The sequence below is a fragment of the Blastococcus sp. KM273129 genome (assembly GCF_021698995.1).
Lineage (GTDB): Bacteria > Actinomycetota > Actinomycetes > Mycobacteriales > Geodermatophilaceae > Blastococcus.
The window spans coordinates 1-14,326 of the sequence record NZ_SSXB01000045.1 but is presented as its reverse complement, the minus strand read 5'-3'; the positions used below and the strand labels follow the sequence as shown (position 1 = coordinate 14,326).

Below are 14,326 nucleotides of genomic sequence, written 5' to 3'. Positions count from 1 at the left end.
TTTGTTGAAGGGGTGCGACGGAGGGAGGCGGCGTGACGTCGACGGACCAGGTCAGTGGGCACGGCTACATCAACCGCAAGGGCGACTACCTCAAGCGCTTGCGGCGGATCGAGGGCCAGGCCCGCGGGCTGCAGCGGATGGTGGAGGACGAGAAGTACTGCATCGACATCCTCACCCAGGTCTCGGCCATGACCAGAGCGTTGCAGTCGGTGGCCTTGGGGCTCCTCGAGGAGCACATGAGCCACTGTGTCGTCGAGGCGGCCGCCACCGGTGGTCCCGAGGCCGACGCGAAGGTGCGCGAGGCGTCCGAAGCCATCGCGCGCCTCGTCCGGTCCTGACCGGACTGCTCTGGCGTGAGCTCCCGGGTCTCCCGCCCGTCACGGACAACCGCAACCCAACACTACGAAGAACGGAGTACACCTCATGAGCACCGCTACCTACACCGTCGTCGGCATGACCTGCGGCCACTGCGTGAGCTCGGTGACCGAGGAGGTCAGCCAGGTGCCCGGCGTGACCGGGGTCGACGTCGACCTGGCCACCGGTGGTCTCACCGTCCGCAGCGAAGCAGGCGTCGATGACGGGGCCGTCCGGGCCGCCGTGGAGGAGGCCGGTTACGAGGTGGCCGCACCCGCCGCGTCGGCCGGTGGCCGGGCGTCGGGTTGCGGTTGCGGCTGCAAGTGATCCGCCGACCGCCGCCGGCCGGCCCGGGGGTCGCACATGGTGAGGGAGGGGCCGACATGACGACCTCCGCCAAGGTCGGCGCCTACCTCGTCGGCCTCGCCGTCGTCTTCGTCGCTGCGATCGGCCTCGGCAGCGCCGTCGGGCCGGTGGGTCCGGCCGGTGAGCGGGTCGAGTCACCGGCGCAGACGGACGTCCACACCGAGACGGACAGCCACGGCGAGACGAACCACTGAGGACCCGGCCCGGGGTGGGCGGCCACCGGTTGCCGCCCCGGGTCCGCGGTCCTCGTCTTCAGCAGCAACTCCCTGACAGGAGAACCATGAGCGCCGCGATGAACGACACGACGCCGCAGATCCCTGCGGACGGCGAGCAGGTCGAGCTGGCCATCCAGGGCATGACCTGCGCGTCGTGCGCCATGCGGATCGAGAAGCGACTCAACAAGCTCGACGGTGTGACCGCGACCGTCAACTACGCGACGGAGAAGGCCAAGGTCACCTACGGCGACGGAGTGACCCCCGAGGATCTTCTCGCTGCCGTGGAGAAGGCCGGCTACAGCGCCCGGCTGCCGGAGCCGCCCGCCTCCGGGCCCCGGCCCGAGGACCGCCCCGAGCTCGCAAGCGGTGAGGAGGACGGGGTCCTTCTGCTGCGCCAACGAGTCCTGGTGTCCACGGCCCTCACCGTCCCGGTGATCGCGCTGGCGATGGTCCCGGCCCTGCAGTTCACGTACTGGCAGTGGCTCTCCCTGACGCTGGCCGCACCGGTCGTCGTGTGGGGGGCGTGGCCGTTCCACCGGGCTGCCTGGACCAACCTGCGACACGGTGCCGCCACGATGGACACGCTGGTCTCCATGGGGACGCTGGCGGCCTTCGCCTGGTCGCTGTACGCCCTGTTCCTCGGCACCGCCGGCGAACCGGGCATGACCCACCCCTTCGAGTTCACCATCGAGCCAACTGACGGTGCGGCCAACATCTACCTCGAGGTGGCCGCCGGGGTGACCACCGCCATCCTCGCCGGCCGCTACTTCGAGGCGCGGTCCAAGCGCCGGGCCGGCGCCGCGCTCCGCGCCCTGCTGGAGCTCGGCGCCAAGGAGGTCTCGGTGCTGCGCGGAGGCCGTGAGGAGCGGATCCCGGTGGACCGGCTCGCCGTCGGAGACCTCTTCGTCGTCCGTCCCGGGGAGAAGATCGCGACCGACGGCGTCATCACCGAGGGCTCCTCCGCCGTCGACGCCTCGATGCTGACCGGCGAGTCGGTGCCGGTCGAGGTCGGGCCGGGGGACGCCGTCGTGGGCGCCACCGTCAACGCCGGCGGCCGGATCGTCGTCCGGGCCACCCGCATCGGCTCGGACACCCAGCTGGTCCAGATGGCACGGCTGGTGGAGGAGGCCCAGAACGGCAAGGCCGAGGTGCAGCGCCTGGCCGACCGGATCTCGGGCATCTTCGTGCCTATCGTCATCGCGCTGGCCGCGGCCACCCTCGGCTTCTGGATCGGCACCGGCGCAGGGCTGTCCGTCGCCTTCACCGCCACCGTCGCCGTCCTGATCATCGCCTGCCCCTGCGCCCTGGGGCTGGCCACACCGACCGCCCTCATGGTGGGCACCGGCCGGGGCGCCCAGCTCGGGATCCTGATCAAGGGTCCGGAGGTGCTGGAGTCGACCCGGGTCGTGGACACGGTTGTCCTAGACAAGACGGGGACCGTGACCACCGGCCGGATGACGCTCCTCGACGTCGTCCCCGCCCCCGGAGAGCAGGCCGAGGAGGTCCTGCGGCTCGCCGGTGCGCTGGAGGACGCCTCCGAGCACCCCATCGCCCAGGCGATCGCCCGGGCCGCCACCGAGCGGATCGGCACGCTGCCGCCGGTCGAGGGCTTCACGAACCTCGAGGGTCTCGGGGTCCAAGGCGTGGTGGAGGGCCACGCGGTCCTGGTCGGGCGGCCCCGGCTGCTGGCCGAGTGGTCGCAGCAGCTGCCGGCCGAGCTCGCGCGCGCCAAGGACGCCGCGGAGGCCGAGGGCCGCACCGCGGTCGCCGTCGGCTGGGACGGCGCCGCCCGCGGTGTGCTCGTGGTCGCCGACGCCGTGAAGGACACCTCCGCGGAGGCGATCCGCCAGCTCCGCGACCTCGGGCTCACCCCCGTCCTGCTGACCGGCGACAACGAGACCGTCGCCCGCTCGGTCGCGGCGCAGGTGGGCATCGACGAGGTGATCGCCGAGGTCCTGCCGCAGGACAAGGTCGACGTCGTCAAGCGGCTGCAGGGCGACGGCAAGGTCGTCGCGATGGTGGGGGACGGCGTCAACGACGCGGCGGCCCTGGCCCAGGCCGACCTGGGACTGGCCATGGGCACCGGTACCGACGTCGCCATCGAGGCCAGTGACCTGACCCTGGTGCGCGGGGATCTCCGGGCGGCCGCCGACGCCATCCGGCTCTCGCGCAGGACGCTGGGCACCATCAAGGGGAACCTCTTCTGGGCCTTCGCGTACAACGTGGCCGCACTGCCCCTGGCCGCCGCCGGGCTGCTCAACCCGCTGATCGCCGGAGCGGCCATGGCCTTCTCGTCGGTGTTCGTGGTGTCCAACAGCCTGCGGCTGCGCCGGTTCCAGCCCCTGGCCTCGACCTCCGCCGATGGTGGTGCCGGGATCGGCCACCGGCCGGAGGGTGCGGCACGATTCACCCAGCGGAGGGGTGCCTCGCTCCCGGAGTGACGGCGATGAGCGGGGCCGGGCAGTGCCGGGGCCACAGCTGGCGCCGCCCGGCCCCGGAACTGCCGGCGAGAACGGGGGTCAGTCCGTGGGGCAGTCGCGCAGCGCCGAGCCCTCGAACTCCGGGACGGGCCGATCGTTGGCCTGCTCGACGGTCTCGGCCTCGCCGTTCTCCTCGATGTCCTCGATGAGCCACTCCATCTCGGCGATCTCCTTCTCCTGGGCGACGATGATGTCGACGGCGAGCTGGCACACGCGGACGTCGTCGATGTCGGCGCGCTCGGAGCGGGTGATCGCCATCGAATGGTGCGGAATCATCGCCTGCATCCAGTCCCCGTCGTCCACGGTGGTCTGGCTGCGGTCGAGGGCGATGCCGCCGCCCAGGAGCACGAGGCTCGCCGCGACGATGGCGATGTTGGCCTTCGTGTTCTTGTACATGTTGAGCATCCAGGCCAGCATGACCAGACCCATGGTGCCGCCCATGGCGAGCGCCATGAACACCCGGCTCTCGCTGAACTGGACGTGGCTCCACTCCCAGGTGCTCATGAACATGACCCAGTACATGACGACCATGGCCGTGAGGATCATGGCGCCGAAGCGCAGGTACATGTTCCTGGTCATCTTGGCCTCGTGCGACTGCTCGTCGCCGTGACCCTGCTGCGTCGCGTCGTCGGCCTTCTTGATCGCCATGATGGGTCCTTTCTCTCGCCGGGTCGCGGGGAAGGTCACCGGCCCGCACTCCCGTGCCCACCCTGGCTACTGCTCGACCGGTAGCACAGGCTCTCGGCCGGACGTCGTCGCTCGGCCTCGAGCAACCTCTCCGGTCACGAGCACGGGCGGCACGGCGGCACACCCCGCACGGCGCGCATGCCCGGACAGTCGTACGGATAAACCGGTGGCCCCGCGGCCGCACCGTCACGGTCCCGGCACGGTCGTCGCTGCCGGTCATCCCAGGTTCCGGCGCTTGCCCCTAGCCGGCAACCCACTGCGGACAGGGAGCCCAGTGCATGCGACTGGGCCTCCGACGTGAGGAGGTCGAGGGCGACCTCAGGACCGTCGACGCGCAGGCGGTGTGACGCTCATGCGGGTCCTGCCCTGATGGTTCTCGCCCGCTCCAGTGGCATCACATATCCACCGCTGTCGGCGTTCCGAACGCGAGAAATGTGTCGCGCCGGTCACACGCGGGCTAGCTTTCCCCGTGCGATGCGGCCTCATCCGTGCGACCGTGCGGATGACCTATCAGGGGCCATCCCTGCCACCCGCAACCCCGACGTGAGGGGATTCGACGATGGTCGCTGTGCTCCTCCTCGTGTCGCTGGCGTGCGTCCTCGTTGCCGCCCTCTATGCGTCATCGCTGGCGCTGGCGCCGGTCCGCGAGCCGGCCCATGTCCTGCCCTTCGAGTCCGGCATGCTGCCGCAGCAGCACGCGGTCTCGCGCTACCACGCCCGCTGGTACGCGGTGACGATCCTGTTCCTAGCGTTCGACATGGAAATGATCTTCATGTATCCGTGGGCCGTCGTCGTGGCGGACATGGGCGTCCAGGCCGTCGTGGAGATGTTCGGCTTCCTCGCCGTCCTGCTCGTTGGGGTCATGTACGTCTGGCGTGAGGGTGCGCTGCGATGGACCTGATAGCCCGCCTGCGGAACTGGGCGCTGACGAGGCCCCGGGTGCTACTCGTCGATGTCCCCGGCGCTACGACGTTCCGGTGGTCCGTCGAGGCCGAGTTGGACCGGCGCGGCTGGCGGCGCGCCGTGTCACCCGCGGACACCGATCTGCTGGTCGTCCTTGGTGAGCCGGGCCCGGAGCTAGGAGAAGCCGTCGACGTGCTGTGGAGTCAGGTTCCCGAGCCTCGGCACCGGGTGGACGTCCAGCGCGCCAGAGACGTCGCCGTCGCTCTGGACGAGGGCCGAGCGGCGCTGGTCCGGCGGCCCGGATCAGGAGCAAGAGGAGACGACCGGTCGTCGCCGGCCTCGTTGCTCGCCAAGAACGAGGACGAAGACGCTGACGACGAGGGCATGGGCACCGCCGACGACGAGGGCATGGACCACGGCGGTGGCCGCGCGGGCATGGACGACGACGCCGGTCGTGAGGACGAGGAGGGCGAGGGTGTAGATCACGGGGCCGGTCACGAGGGCATGGACCACGGGAGTGGTCACGAGGGCATGGGCCACGGGAGTGGTCACGAGGGCATGGGCCACGGGAGTGGTCACGAGGGCATGGGCCACGGGAGTGGTCACGANGTGGTCACGAGGGCATGGGCCACGGGAGTGGTCACGAGGGCATGGGCCACGGGAGTGGTCACGAGGGCATGGGCCACGGGAGTGGTCACGAGGGCATGGACCACGGGAGTGGTCACGAGGGCATGGACCACGGGAGTGGTCACGAGGGCATGGACCACGGGAGTGGTCACGAGGGCATGGACCACGGCGGTGGTCACGAGGGCATGGACCACGGCGGTGACGTGGCTGGGCTGCCGATGGCCTCGACCGGCCCGGACCGGGACGGGCTCGAACTCGACGTTCTGAAGGTGGCGCTCGGGCCGGTACTGCCAGGCTGGCCGACGGGACTGGTGTTGCGGGCAAACCTGCAGGGCGACGTCCTCACATCCGCAGAGCTGGCCTGGCTCGACACCGACACCCTCCCGGCCGCGCGGCAGCAGCCCGACTCCCAGCGGGCCATCCTGGACCGGCTCGCACTCTTCCTGGATGTGGCCGGCTGGCCGACCGCCGCCCGAGACGCACGTCGCGCCCGAGACGGGATGGCCCAGATAGGCAGCCGCGACGAGGCACAACGGCTTGCCGAGGCTGTGGCACGGCGGGTGAGTCGGTCGCGGACCTTGGTCTGGACGGCCGGCGGCATCGGCGGACGCGGGTCCGGGGGAGACACGTTGGACCGGGTCAGGCGTTGGTGCGACATGGCGTCGGGGAAACCGGTCGAGAACGTGCCCGCGACGTCACTCGAGGCCGTCGCAGCCCTGGTCGAGGGCGCGGAGATCGGCAGCGCACGGCTGATCGTGGCCAGCCTCGACCTCACCCCCGTGTCCACGGTGTCGGCGTCGGAGCATCTGCATGCCTGAGCAGACCCTGGCGGAGGCGTGGGGGCTGGTCCCGGCAGTCCTTGGGATCGTGGCGGTCGGTGTGGTCCTAGGCGTCGTGGTGGCGGCAGTTGACCGCGTCGTCGTCTTCGGCGCATCCGGGGCGGTCGTGGAGCCGATCCGCTCGAGCGCGCGTCTGCTGGCTGAGCAGCGGCGGACGACTCTGGCGCCGGATCGGCTGCTGTGGCGAATCGGGTGCGTCGCTGTGCCGACGCTGGCGCTGCTGTCTCTGGCGGTGGTACCCGTGGCTGGCCGAACCCTGTGGTCGACCAGCGCCGATCTCGTGTGGTTCAACGCCATGGAAGCGTTGCTGTGGGCGGCGGTGTGGCTGGTCGGCTGGGGTCCGAACGCCGTCCATGCGCTGACCGGTGGATACCGATTCCTCGCCCAGGGCCTGGCCTACGAGCTGCCGCTGATGTTCGCGCTGATCACGGCTGGCCTGGCGGCCGGCTCGTTGCGGACGACCGATGTCGTCGCCGCGCAGGAGGCCCTGTGGCTCGTGGTGACGATGCCGGTCGCCTTCGTGGTCTTCGTGGCCGGCGCCGCGGCCTTCGCCTTCTGGGGGCCGTTCGCCGCACCGGCCGAAGCTGACATCGCCGGCGGCGTCACCTCGGAACTGTCCGGGGTGGACCGGCTGCTGGTGGAGGCCGGTCGCGCCGTCTTCCTCGGCGCGAGCGCGGCCATGGCGGCGGCGCTATTCCTCGGCGGCGACTCCGGCCCCTGGTTGCCCGGCCCGCTGTGGCACCTGCTGAAGACCCTGGCCGTCGTCGCTGCTCTGGTCTGGGTGGGACGACGGATGCCGGTGCTGCGGCCCGACCGCACGGTGGAGGTCGGTTGGATGGTCCTCGTCCCGCTGACGCTCCTGCAGGCGTTGGTCGTCGCGGTGCTCGTCCTGACCGGGTTCTACGCGTGAGGAGGAGCCGATGCTGAGCGACCTCTCCGGCTGGGCGATCACGGCCGTCGCCATCCTCGGGGTCCTGTCGGTCGCCGCGGGGGTCGCGGTCTTCGTCGTCGACTCGATGGCGCGGGCGACCTTCGCCCTGCTGGCGTCGTTCCTCGCCGTGGCGGGCATCCTGCTCGCCCTCGACCTGGTCTACCTGGCCGTCGTGACGGCGCTGATGATGACGATCGAGATGGCGATCATGGCCGTCTTCATGATCATGTTCATGATGAACCCGGCCGGGCTCATGCCGATGACGATGGTGCACAACGCCAAAGGCTCGGCCGCGGTCGGCGCCGGAGTCTTCGTCCTCCTCGCGGTGGGCATCTGGACGATCGACTGGCCGACGATGAACCCGGTTCGCCCCGACGACAGCACCCGCCAGCTCGGCGAGGCGATCATGGGCAGCCACATGCTGGTCATGCTGGTGATCGGCATCGGGCTGTTCGCCACGATCCTGGCCGGCACTGTCCTGGCCACCGCGCGCGGCCGTTACGACCGCCTCGGCCCGGGTCTCGACGCCGAGCACCCGGACGACCCGGTGCCCGGGGGACTGCGCCGATGACCGCCGAGCTGGTGCTGCAGATCGTGCTGACCGTCGCCGCCGGCCTGATCGGCGTCGGGCTGTTCGGGGCGTTGTCCCAGCAGACGATCGTCATGGTGATGATGGGCCTCGAGCTCGTCCTCAACGGTGTGCTGCTGGCCGGGGGAGCGGCCTGGTACTTCCTCGCGCCGGAGCTGCCCGACGCCCAGGTGCTGGTCGTCGTGGCGCTGGTGGTCATGGCGGTGGAGATGGCCATGGGCTTCGCCGTCACCGTCGCCTTCTATCGAGCTCGGCAGCTCGACATGATCGACATGGCGTCGGACCTGCGCGGATGAGCGCCGTCCTCGGCGCCCTGGTGCTGCTCCCCGCCCTGAGCGGAGCCGCCTTGCTCGTCGCCGGGCGGGGGGCCGACCGCGTCGCCGGTCCCCTGGCCGTGGCCGTCGCCGCGGCAGGTGTGGTGGTGGCTGCGCTGGTGGCCGGGACCCGGCCGCTGCTGTCGGTGCCGTTCCTCGGGATCGTCGAGGGCGGGGATCTGCGCCTGGTCGTCGACGGGCTCTCCGCCGTGCTCGTCGTCCTGGTGGCCGGCATCGCCCTGCTGGTCACCGTGTTCGCCGTCGTGGACCTGCCGGCGGATGCCGCTCGGGGGCGGTTCTTCGGCTACCTGCTGCTGTTCGTCGCGGCCATGCTGGCGACGGTCACCGCGGCAACCCTCCCCACGCTTCTCCTGGCCTGGGAGGTCATGGGCGCGACCTCCTACGCGCTCATCGGCTACCACTGGGACGAGCCGGGCAAGCCGGCCGCCGGCACCCGGGCGTTCGTGACCACCCGGGCCGGGGACCTCGGCCTGTACGTCGCCGCCGGGGCGGCGCTGGCTGCGACCGGGAGCCTGGTGCTGACCGACCTGGAGAGCGCGGACGGTGGCTGGGCGGACGTGGCCGCCGCCGGCGTGCTGGTCGCCGCGCTGGGCAAGTCGGCGCAGCTGCCCTTCTCGGCCTGGCTCTCGGCCGCGATGCAGGGGCCGAGCCCGGTGAGCGCGCTGCTGCACTCGGCCACGATGGTGGCCGCCGGCGGGTACCTGCTGATCCGGATGCAGCCGCTGCTGGCGTCGACCGGCTGGGCCGCGACGGCGGCGGCGTGGGCCGGGGCGCTGACCGCGATGGTCCTGGGTGCGGTGGCCGTGGCGCAGACCGACCTCAAGCAGCTGCTCGCGGCCAGCACGGCCGCGCAGATCGGCTTCGTCGTCCTCGCCGCCGGGGTGGGCGCCACCGCCGGTGGCACCGCCCAGCTCGTCGCGCACGCCGCGGTCAAGGCCGGCCTGTTCGTCGCCGCCGGGGCCTGGCTCACCGCGCTCGGCACTAAGAACCTGACCGACCTGCGTGGCGCCGCCCGCCGGTACCGGGGGATCGGGGCAGCGGCCACCGTCGCTGCCCTTGCGTTGGCCGGTGTGCCGCCGCTGTCGCTGTGGGCGACGAAGGACAAGGTGCTCGCCGGTGTCGATGGAACGGCGCTGCACGTGGTCGGCCTCGCCGCCGCCGCGGTCTCGGCGGTCTACGCCGGTCGGATCCTGGCCGTCGTCCTCGCCAGGCCGGCGGGGGACGAGGAGGAGCCGGGCACCCGGCGCGTCCCGGCCCTGACCACGGTCGTCGCCGGCGTGCTGGCCGTGTTCGCCGCCGGGCTGGGTGTGCTCGCGCTGCCGGCCGTGGCAGAGCGACTCGAGGCGGTCCTGGACGTGGAGGGGGAGCCGTCCCCGGGGCTGGGGGAGCTGTTGCTCTCCGGGGCGCTCGCGCTGGTGGCCCTGGGACTGACCGTCGCCGTGGTCCGGGCCCGCCCTGCCGTCATGGAGCAGCTCTCCCGGAGTCCGCTCGCCTCGTGGGCCGGGCTGGGACGGCTGCTCTCGCCACGACCGGCGATGGCGCTCGCCCGGGCGCTGGCCACCGTGGACGACAGGGTGATCGACCGGGCGGTCGTGGGGGTGGCCGTCGGCGCCCGTCGGCTCGCCGGCATGGCGTCCCGGGCGGACGACGGCGTCCTGGACGGCGCGGTGTCCGGCGTCGCCGCAGCTACCCGCCGTACTGCCGCCGGCTCCGCGCGCATCGACACCGGCGTGGTGGACGGCGCCGTCCGCGGGATGGCGCGGGCGTTCCGCCACGCGGGGGGCGCTGCCCGCCGTCCGCAGACGGGCCTGCTCCACCAGTACTACGCCCAGGCCGTCGTCGGTCTCGGGCTTCTGCTCGTCCTCCTGCTCGTGGTGAGGTAGTCGTGCTGCTGACCGTCGTGATCTTCCTGCCGTTGCTGGCCGCTGCTGTGCTGCTGGCGGCCCCGAGGATCCCCGGTCGCGTGGCGATCGGGGTGTGGGTGGCTGCCTCCGCCGTCGACCTGGCGCTGGTCGGCTGGATGTGGTTGCGCTTCGAGCCAGGGCAGGGCGCCTCGGGCGTCGTCGACGGCTTGGCGTACGAGGCCCATCTGCAGTGGATCCCCACGGTCAATGCCGGCTACCACGTCGGCGTCGACGGGCTCTCCCTGCCGCTGCTGGCCCTGACCGGGGTGCTGTTCCTGGCCTGCGCGGTCTACTCGCTGCGTGAGCCGGACCGGCCGCACACCTACGCCGCGCTGTTCCTGTTCCTGCAGACGGCGTGCATGGGCACGTTCGCCTCGCTGGATCTGATCCTGTTCTTCGTCTTCTTCGACCTGTCGATCGTCGGGATGTACTTCGTCATCGCCGGCTGGGGGCACGGCAACGCCCGGCGCAGCGCTTTGAAGTTCTTCCTCTACACCTTCATCGGGTCGCTGGCGCTGCTGGTGGGCTTCATCGGGCTGTTCCTCGGCAGCGAGGAGCGCACCTTCGACATGGTGGCGCTGGCGGCGAATCCGCCGCTCGCCGATTCCCCGGTGGCCGGTGGGCTGGTGCTGCTGGCGATCTTCCTGGGGCTGGCGGTGAAGACGCCGCTGTTCCCCTTCCACACCTGGCTGCCCGACGCGCACACCGACGCACCCGCCGCCGGGTCCGCCATTCTCGCCGGGATCCTGCTCAAGCTCGGCACGTACGGGTTCGTGCGGATCGCCATGCCGATCCTCCCCGAGGCCTGGCAGCGGTGGGCCATGGTGGCCGTCGTCGTCGGGGTGATCAGCGTGCTGTGGGGCGCGTTCGTGGCGCTAGCCCAGACCGACGTCAAGCGGATGATCGCCTACACCTCGGTCAACCACATGGGGTACGTGCTGCTCGGCCTGGGCGCGGCCGGCCTGGTCGCCTCCGCTGACGAAGGCGCGCGGACCGTGGCCACGGTCGGGGCGATGTACCAGATGGTCAGCCACGGCCTGCTCACCGGCGCGCTCTTCCTGCTCAGCGGCGTCCTGTGGTCCCGCGGACACAGCTACGCCTTCGACCGCTGGGGTGGTCTGGCTCGTCCCGCGCCCGTCTTCGCCGCCTGCTTCGCGGTCGCCGCGTTCGGCTCCCTGGGGCTGCCCGGGTTCTCCGGATTTATCGCCGAATTCCAGGTCTTCACCGGCGCGCTGCAGGCCGCACCGCTGGCCACGGTGGTCGCCGTCGTCGGCATCCTGGTCACCGCCGGACTCTTCCTGCTGGCCCTGCAGCGGCTGCTCACCGGCGATCCCGTCGTCCCATCCGGCGCAGACCCCGACGAACTGGCGGAGGGCCCGGATCCGGACCGTGCGGACGGCACGACGGCGACCGCCGTCCGGCCGCGGACGGCGACCCGGATGCAGGACCTGCGCAGTCGCGAGGCGGCCTCGGTCGTCCCGCTGCTGGTACTCGCCGTGATTCTCGGGTTGCTCCCGCGTGTCCTGCTGGACGTGCTGGAGCCGGCCGCCATGGCGGTGGTGGAGCTGGTGGGCCGGTGACCGGCATGTCCGGAGGTGGCGAGCGGGTGCTCGCCCTGCTCCCCGAACTGCTCCTGCTCCTCGGTGCGGTCGGCGGCCTGCTGCTGGGCCTCTGGACCCCGCAGCACCGGCAGTGGCGGGTCCGGCTCCTGGTCACCGCCGCCTGCCTGGCCAGCGTGATCGCCGCTGCCGTCGCGCTGCCCGAGCCTGCGGAGCGGGTGTTCGAGGCCACCTGGGTCGTCGACACCACCACCGGCGTCGTGCGCATCGTGGTCACGCTGGGCGTGGCTGTCCTGGTCTGGCTCGCGTCGCCCTCGCTGGCCGGACACCCGCGGGAGACCGAGGCCTACGTCCTCATGCTGCTCGGTGGGCTCGGCAGCATCGCGCTGGCCGCCAGCGGCGATCTGCTGCTGCTGGTCGCCGGCTACCTGCTGGCCAGCGTCCCGCTGTACGCGCTGGCCGGCTTCGCCAAGGACTCCGCAGGTGTCGAGGCGACGATGAAGTACTACCTCATGGGCGCCTTCGTGGGCGTGCTGATGCTCGTCGGCGTCGCCGCCCTGGTGCTCGCCACCGGCACCACCGGCTACCTCGACCTCGCCGCGCTGCTCCCGGACGCCTCCCCGGCTCTGCTCGCCGTGGGCATCCTCGGCGTGCTCGCCGGGGTCGCCTTCAAGGCTGGAGCCGTGCCGGTGCACTTCTGGGTTCCCGACGTCACGGCCGGCACCACCCCGCCGATGGCCGCCTACATCACCACGATCCCGAAGATCGGCGCGGTCGCCGCCGCGTTCCGGCTGCTCGCCGAGCCCTTCGCCGACGTCCCGCTCGACGTTCCCCTGCTGGTCGCCGTCATCGCCGCGGCCAGCATGACCCTGGGCAACCTGGCCGCCTTCAACCAGACCGACGTACTCCGCCTGCTGGCCTACTCCACGGTCAGCCAGGTCGGCTACCTGTTCATGGCCGTCGCCGTCGCCGCGCGCACCGATCTCGCCGTCCCGGCGCTGGCGATCTACCTGGCCGGCTACGCGGTGACCAACATCGGCGCCTTCGCCGCCGTCGCGGCGACCCCGGCCGCGCGCACGATCACCGACTGGGCGACCGCCGTCGGACGCCACCGATGGCTCGTCGTCAGCCTCGTCGTCTGCCTCCTCGGCCTCGTCGGCACTCCACCGACCGCCGTCTTCGTCGGCAAGCTCGCCGTCTTCACCGCGGCATGGGACGGCGCCCTGGCGTGGTTGGTCGTCGTGGCGGCCGTCAACACGGTGGCGAGCCTCTTCTACTACCTGCGCTGGGTCGCCCCCGCGTTCGCCGGGGTGCCGGCCGCACCGTCTATGCGGGAGTGGGCGGGTAGTGGTCCACGGACGGCGGCGGGTACGGCGCAGCGGACCCGGCGTGGCGTCCCGACCGGATTGCTGCACGGGGCCGCGGTCATGTCCCTCCTCCTCGGTCTGGGAGCGGGGTGGTGGCTCGCCTTCGCCCTGTCAACCTGACCGAGGACGGCGACCTCGGACGTCGGTGCATCAAGTCGGCGAGAGATTGGAGTGCAAAGCGATGACCGCGTCGACCTGCCGTCGGTCGGTGGCGCGACTGACGGCGATGTCGCGGCGAGTAGCAGTCATGCGGCTTGCAGGCAGACGGCACGGACGCCGAGGGCGTCCGCCAGCAGCCCGCCGACGCCGGGGCCGACTGCTGTCGGTCCCGCCGGAGCGGTTCACGCGGGACGCATCGCCCGCGGGTGCGGTCGGTTACGTGCGACTGAAGCAGGCCGGGGTACCTCAACGGCGTCGCAATTTCGCAGCGCCCGCGACTAACTGATCCTCGCTATCGGGCAACTGCGCCGCCCAGCGGGTATGGGGAACTCAGACCTGACCAAGATTGGCGGGACTGACGGCGGCCAGCAGGGCGACTACCTTTGCCAGCTCGTCCAGTTCGGCGCGGCAGGCAGCGCACTTGTTCAAGTGCGACCTGACGGTGGCCCGCTCCTCGGCGTCGCCGTGGCCTAATGCGAAGACGCCCAGCTGCTCTCGCAGCTCACGATGGGTCTGGCGAGGCCAGTACCTCACGGTGCCACCTCCCGGACTCCGTCGAGGTCTCCACGTTGCGGTCTTGGACAGCTCTATTAAGCCGGATAGTAGTCGGGTTTGGGTCGCCTCGACCAATCCGGCACAGGCGACTGTCAAGCAGATTCGCGGGCGTCCGCTGGTGGCCCCGTCCAGGAGGGCTCAAGCGGTCGAGGTAGGCGGTTTTGCCGTGTCGCAGGCGAGGCGGTCCACGGCCCCAGGAATGAAGTCCGTTCCATCCTGGCCGGGGCCACCCCCGATCGGTAGGTCGGGACGGTGAGCAGTCAGCAGGGAGACTCCCGGTTGCTCGGATTCCTGCGGCCCGGGGGCCGATTGCAGAGGGCATGGCGAAGGTGCCGGTCTATCCGTCGCCGCAGTCACTGAAGCGCCCCAGGTTCTGTGCCGCCTCCTTGTGAGTCACGGAGGATGGCGTCATGCCGAAGAAGATCGATCCGGCGCTGAGGGAGCGTGCGGTGCGGC

At 71.5% G+C, this 14,326-nt stretch carries 15 protein-coding genes; 12 read left to right on the top strand and 3 right to left on the bottom strand.

Going from position 1 to position 14,326, the window contains the following annotated elements; translation table 11 throughout:
• Nucleotides 1–32: 32 nt before the first annotated feature.
• The 4 genes from E9565_RS13480 to E9565_RS13465 all read left to right on the top strand — a co-directional run bounded on the left by E9565_RS13480 (nt 33) and on the right by E9565_RS13465 (nt 3,376).
• Entirely contained in the window at nt 33–338 is a 306-nt protein-coding gene (locus tag E9565_RS13480; RefSeq protein ID WP_113801678.1) for a metal-sensitive transcriptional regulator, read from the top strand.
• A gap of 85 nt (nt 339–423) precedes the next feature.
• Nucleotides 424–681, top strand: a complete 258-nt coding sequence (locus tag E9565_RS13475; protein WP_113801679.1) for a heavy-metal-associated domain-containing protein — start codon at nt 424–426, stop codon at nt 679–681.
• A gap of 56 nt (nt 682–737) precedes the next feature.
• Entirely contained in the window at nt 738–914 is a 177-nt protein-coding gene (locus tag E9565_RS13470; protein ID WP_166509680.1) for a hypothetical protein, read from the top strand.
• Between the two features lie 86 nt (nt 915–1,000).
• Entirely contained in the window at nt 1,001–3,376 is a 2,376-nt protein-coding gene (locus E9565_RS13465) for a cation-translocating P-type ATPase (RefSeq protein ID WP_113801680.1), read from the top strand.
• Nucleotides 3,377–3,454: 78 nt separating this feature from the next.
• Here the strand turns inward: E9565_RS13465 and E9565_RS13460 are convergent, their stop codons facing one another.
• Nucleotides 3,455–4,063, bottom strand: a complete 609-nt coding sequence (locus E9565_RS13460) for a DUF305 domain-containing protein (RefSeq protein ID WP_113801681.1) — start codon at nt 4,061–4,063, stop codon at nt 3,455–3,457.
• Between the two features lie 598 nt (nt 4,064–4,661).
• On the opposite strand from E9565_RS13460, the gene E9565_RS13455 reads away from it, so the two are divergent.
• Complete coding sequence (locus tag E9565_RS13455) at nt 4,662–5,003, top strand: NADH-quinone oxidoreductase subunit A (RefSeq protein WP_113801682.1); 342 nt, start codon at nt 4,662–4,664, stop codon at nt 5,001–5,003.
• Nucleotides 5,004–5,308: 305 nt separating this feature from the next.
• Here E9565_RS13455 and E9565_RS13450 read toward each other — a convergent pair whose 3' ends face one another.
• Nucleotides 5,309–5,503, bottom strand: a complete 195-nt coding sequence (locus E9565_RS13450) for a hypothetical protein (RefSeq protein WP_236835456.1) — start codon at nt 5,501–5,503, stop codon at nt 5,309–5,311.
• A gap of 287 nt (nt 5,504–5,790) precedes the next feature.
• On the opposite strand from E9565_RS13450, the gene E9565_RS13445 reads away from it, so the two are divergent.
• From E9565_RS13445 to E9565_RS13415, 7 genes are read left to right on the top strand one after another with little or no spacing between them, the layout of a single operon-like run.
• A complete protein-coding gene (locus E9565_RS13445; protein WP_147251807.1) occupies nt 5,791–6,450 on the top strand; it encodes a hypothetical protein in 660 nt (219 codons plus the stop codon).
• Nucleotides 6,443–7,381 carry an NADH-quinone oxidoreductase subunit H gene (locus tag E9565_RS13440; RefSeq protein ID WP_113800563.1) on the top strand — a complete coding sequence of 313 codons (939 nt, stop codon included), beginning with the start codon at nt 6,443–6,445 and terminating at the stop codon, nt 7,379–7,381. The genes E9565_RS13445 and E9565_RS13440 overlap by 8 nt, the downstream gene beginning before the upstream one ends.
• A 10-nt stretch (nt 7,382–7,391) precedes the next feature.
• Nucleotides 7,392–7,973: an NADH-quinone oxidoreductase subunit J gene (locus tag E9565_RS13435; protein ID WP_236828702.1), complete on the top strand. Its 582-nt coding sequence runs from the start codon at nt 7,392–7,394 to the stop codon at nt 7,971–7,973.
• Nucleotides 7,970–8,287, top strand: coding sequence for an NADH-quinone oxidoreductase subunit K (locus tag E9565_RS13430; protein WP_113800564.1), 318 nt, complete (start codon nt 7,970–7,972; stop codon nt 8,285–8,287). Before E9565_RS13435 ends, E9565_RS13430 begins: the two co-directional genes overlap by 4 nt.
• Complete coding sequence (locus tag E9565_RS13425; RefSeq protein WP_236828703.1) at nt 8,284–10,209, top strand: proton-conducting transporter membrane subunit; 1,926 nt, start codon at nt 8,284–8,286, stop codon at nt 10,207–10,209. Before E9565_RS13430 ends, E9565_RS13425 begins: the two co-directional genes overlap by 4 nt.
• Nucleotides 10,210–10,211: 2 nt before the next feature.
• Nucleotides 10,212–11,810 carry a NuoM family protein gene (locus E9565_RS13420; RefSeq protein WP_236835454.1) on the top strand — a complete coding sequence of 533 codons (1,599 nt, stop codon included), beginning with the start codon at nt 10,212–10,214 and terminating at the stop codon, nt 11,808–11,810.
• Between the two features lie 5 nt (nt 11,811–11,815).
• Nucleotides 11,816–13,276, top strand: a complete 1,461-nt coding sequence (locus E9565_RS13415; protein WP_236835462.1) for an NADH-quinone oxidoreductase subunit N — start codon at nt 11,816–11,818, stop codon at nt 13,274–13,276.
• A 369-nt stretch (nt 13,277–13,645) separates the two neighbouring features.
• Here the strand turns inward: E9565_RS13415 and E9565_RS13410 are convergent, their stop codons facing one another.
• The gene (locus E9565_RS13410) at nt 13,646–13,849 is read right to left on the bottom strand and encodes an anti-sigma factor (protein ID WP_236835452.1); all 204 of its coding nucleotides are present in this window, start codon (nt 13,847–13,849) and stop codon (nt 13,646–13,648) included.
• Nucleotides 13,850–14,326 lie beyond the last annotated feature (477 nt).

What these genes read in the sequence shown, in the direction of transcription:
- E9565_RS13430 (WP_113800564.1), top strand. Translation starts at nt 7,970, where the DNA reads ATGACCGCCGAGCTGGTGCTGCAGATCGTGCTGACCGTCGCCGCCGGC.
- E9565_RS13465 (WP_113801680.1), top strand. Translation starts at nt 1,001, where the DNA reads ATGAGCGCCGCGATGAACGACACGACGCCGCAGATCCCTGCGGACGGC.
- E9565_RS13460 (WP_113801681.1), bottom strand. Translation starts at nt 4,063, where the DNA reads ATGGCGATCAAGAAGGCCGACGACGCGACGCAGCAGGGTCACGGCGAC.
- E9565_RS13440 (WP_113800563.1), top strand. Translation starts at nt 6,443, where the DNA reads ATGCCTGAGCAGACCCTGGCGGAGGCGTGGGGGCTGGTCCCGGCAGTC.
- E9565_RS13455 (WP_113801682.1), top strand. Translation starts at nt 4,662, where the DNA reads ATGGTCGCTGTGCTCCTCCTCGTGTCGCTGGCGTGCGTCCTCGTTGCC.
- E9565_RS13445 (WP_147251807.1), top strand. Translation starts at nt 5,791, where the DNA reads ATGGACCACGGCGGTGGTCACGAGGGCATGGACCACGGCGGTGACGTG.
- E9565_RS13425 (WP_236828703.1), top strand. Translation starts at nt 8,284, where the DNA reads ATGAGCGCCGTCCTCGGCGCCCTGGTGCTGCTCCCCGCCCTGAGCGGA.
- E9565_RS13435 (WP_236828702.1), top strand. Translation starts at nt 7,392, where the DNA reads ATGCTGAGCGACCTCTCCGGCTGGGCGATCACGGCCGTCGCCATCCTC.
- E9565_RS13475 (WP_113801679.1), top strand. Translation starts at nt 424, where the DNA reads ATGAGCACCGCTACCTACACCGTCGTCGGCATGACCTGCGGCCACTGC.
- E9565_RS13415 (WP_236835462.1), top strand. Translation starts at nt 11,816, where the DNA reads ATGTCCGGAGGTGGCGAGCGGGTGCTCGCCCTGCTCCCCGAACTGCTC.
- E9565_RS13470 (WP_166509680.1), top strand. Translation starts at nt 738, where the DNA reads ATGACGACCTCCGCCAAGGTCGGCGCCTACCTCGTCGGCCTCGCCGTC.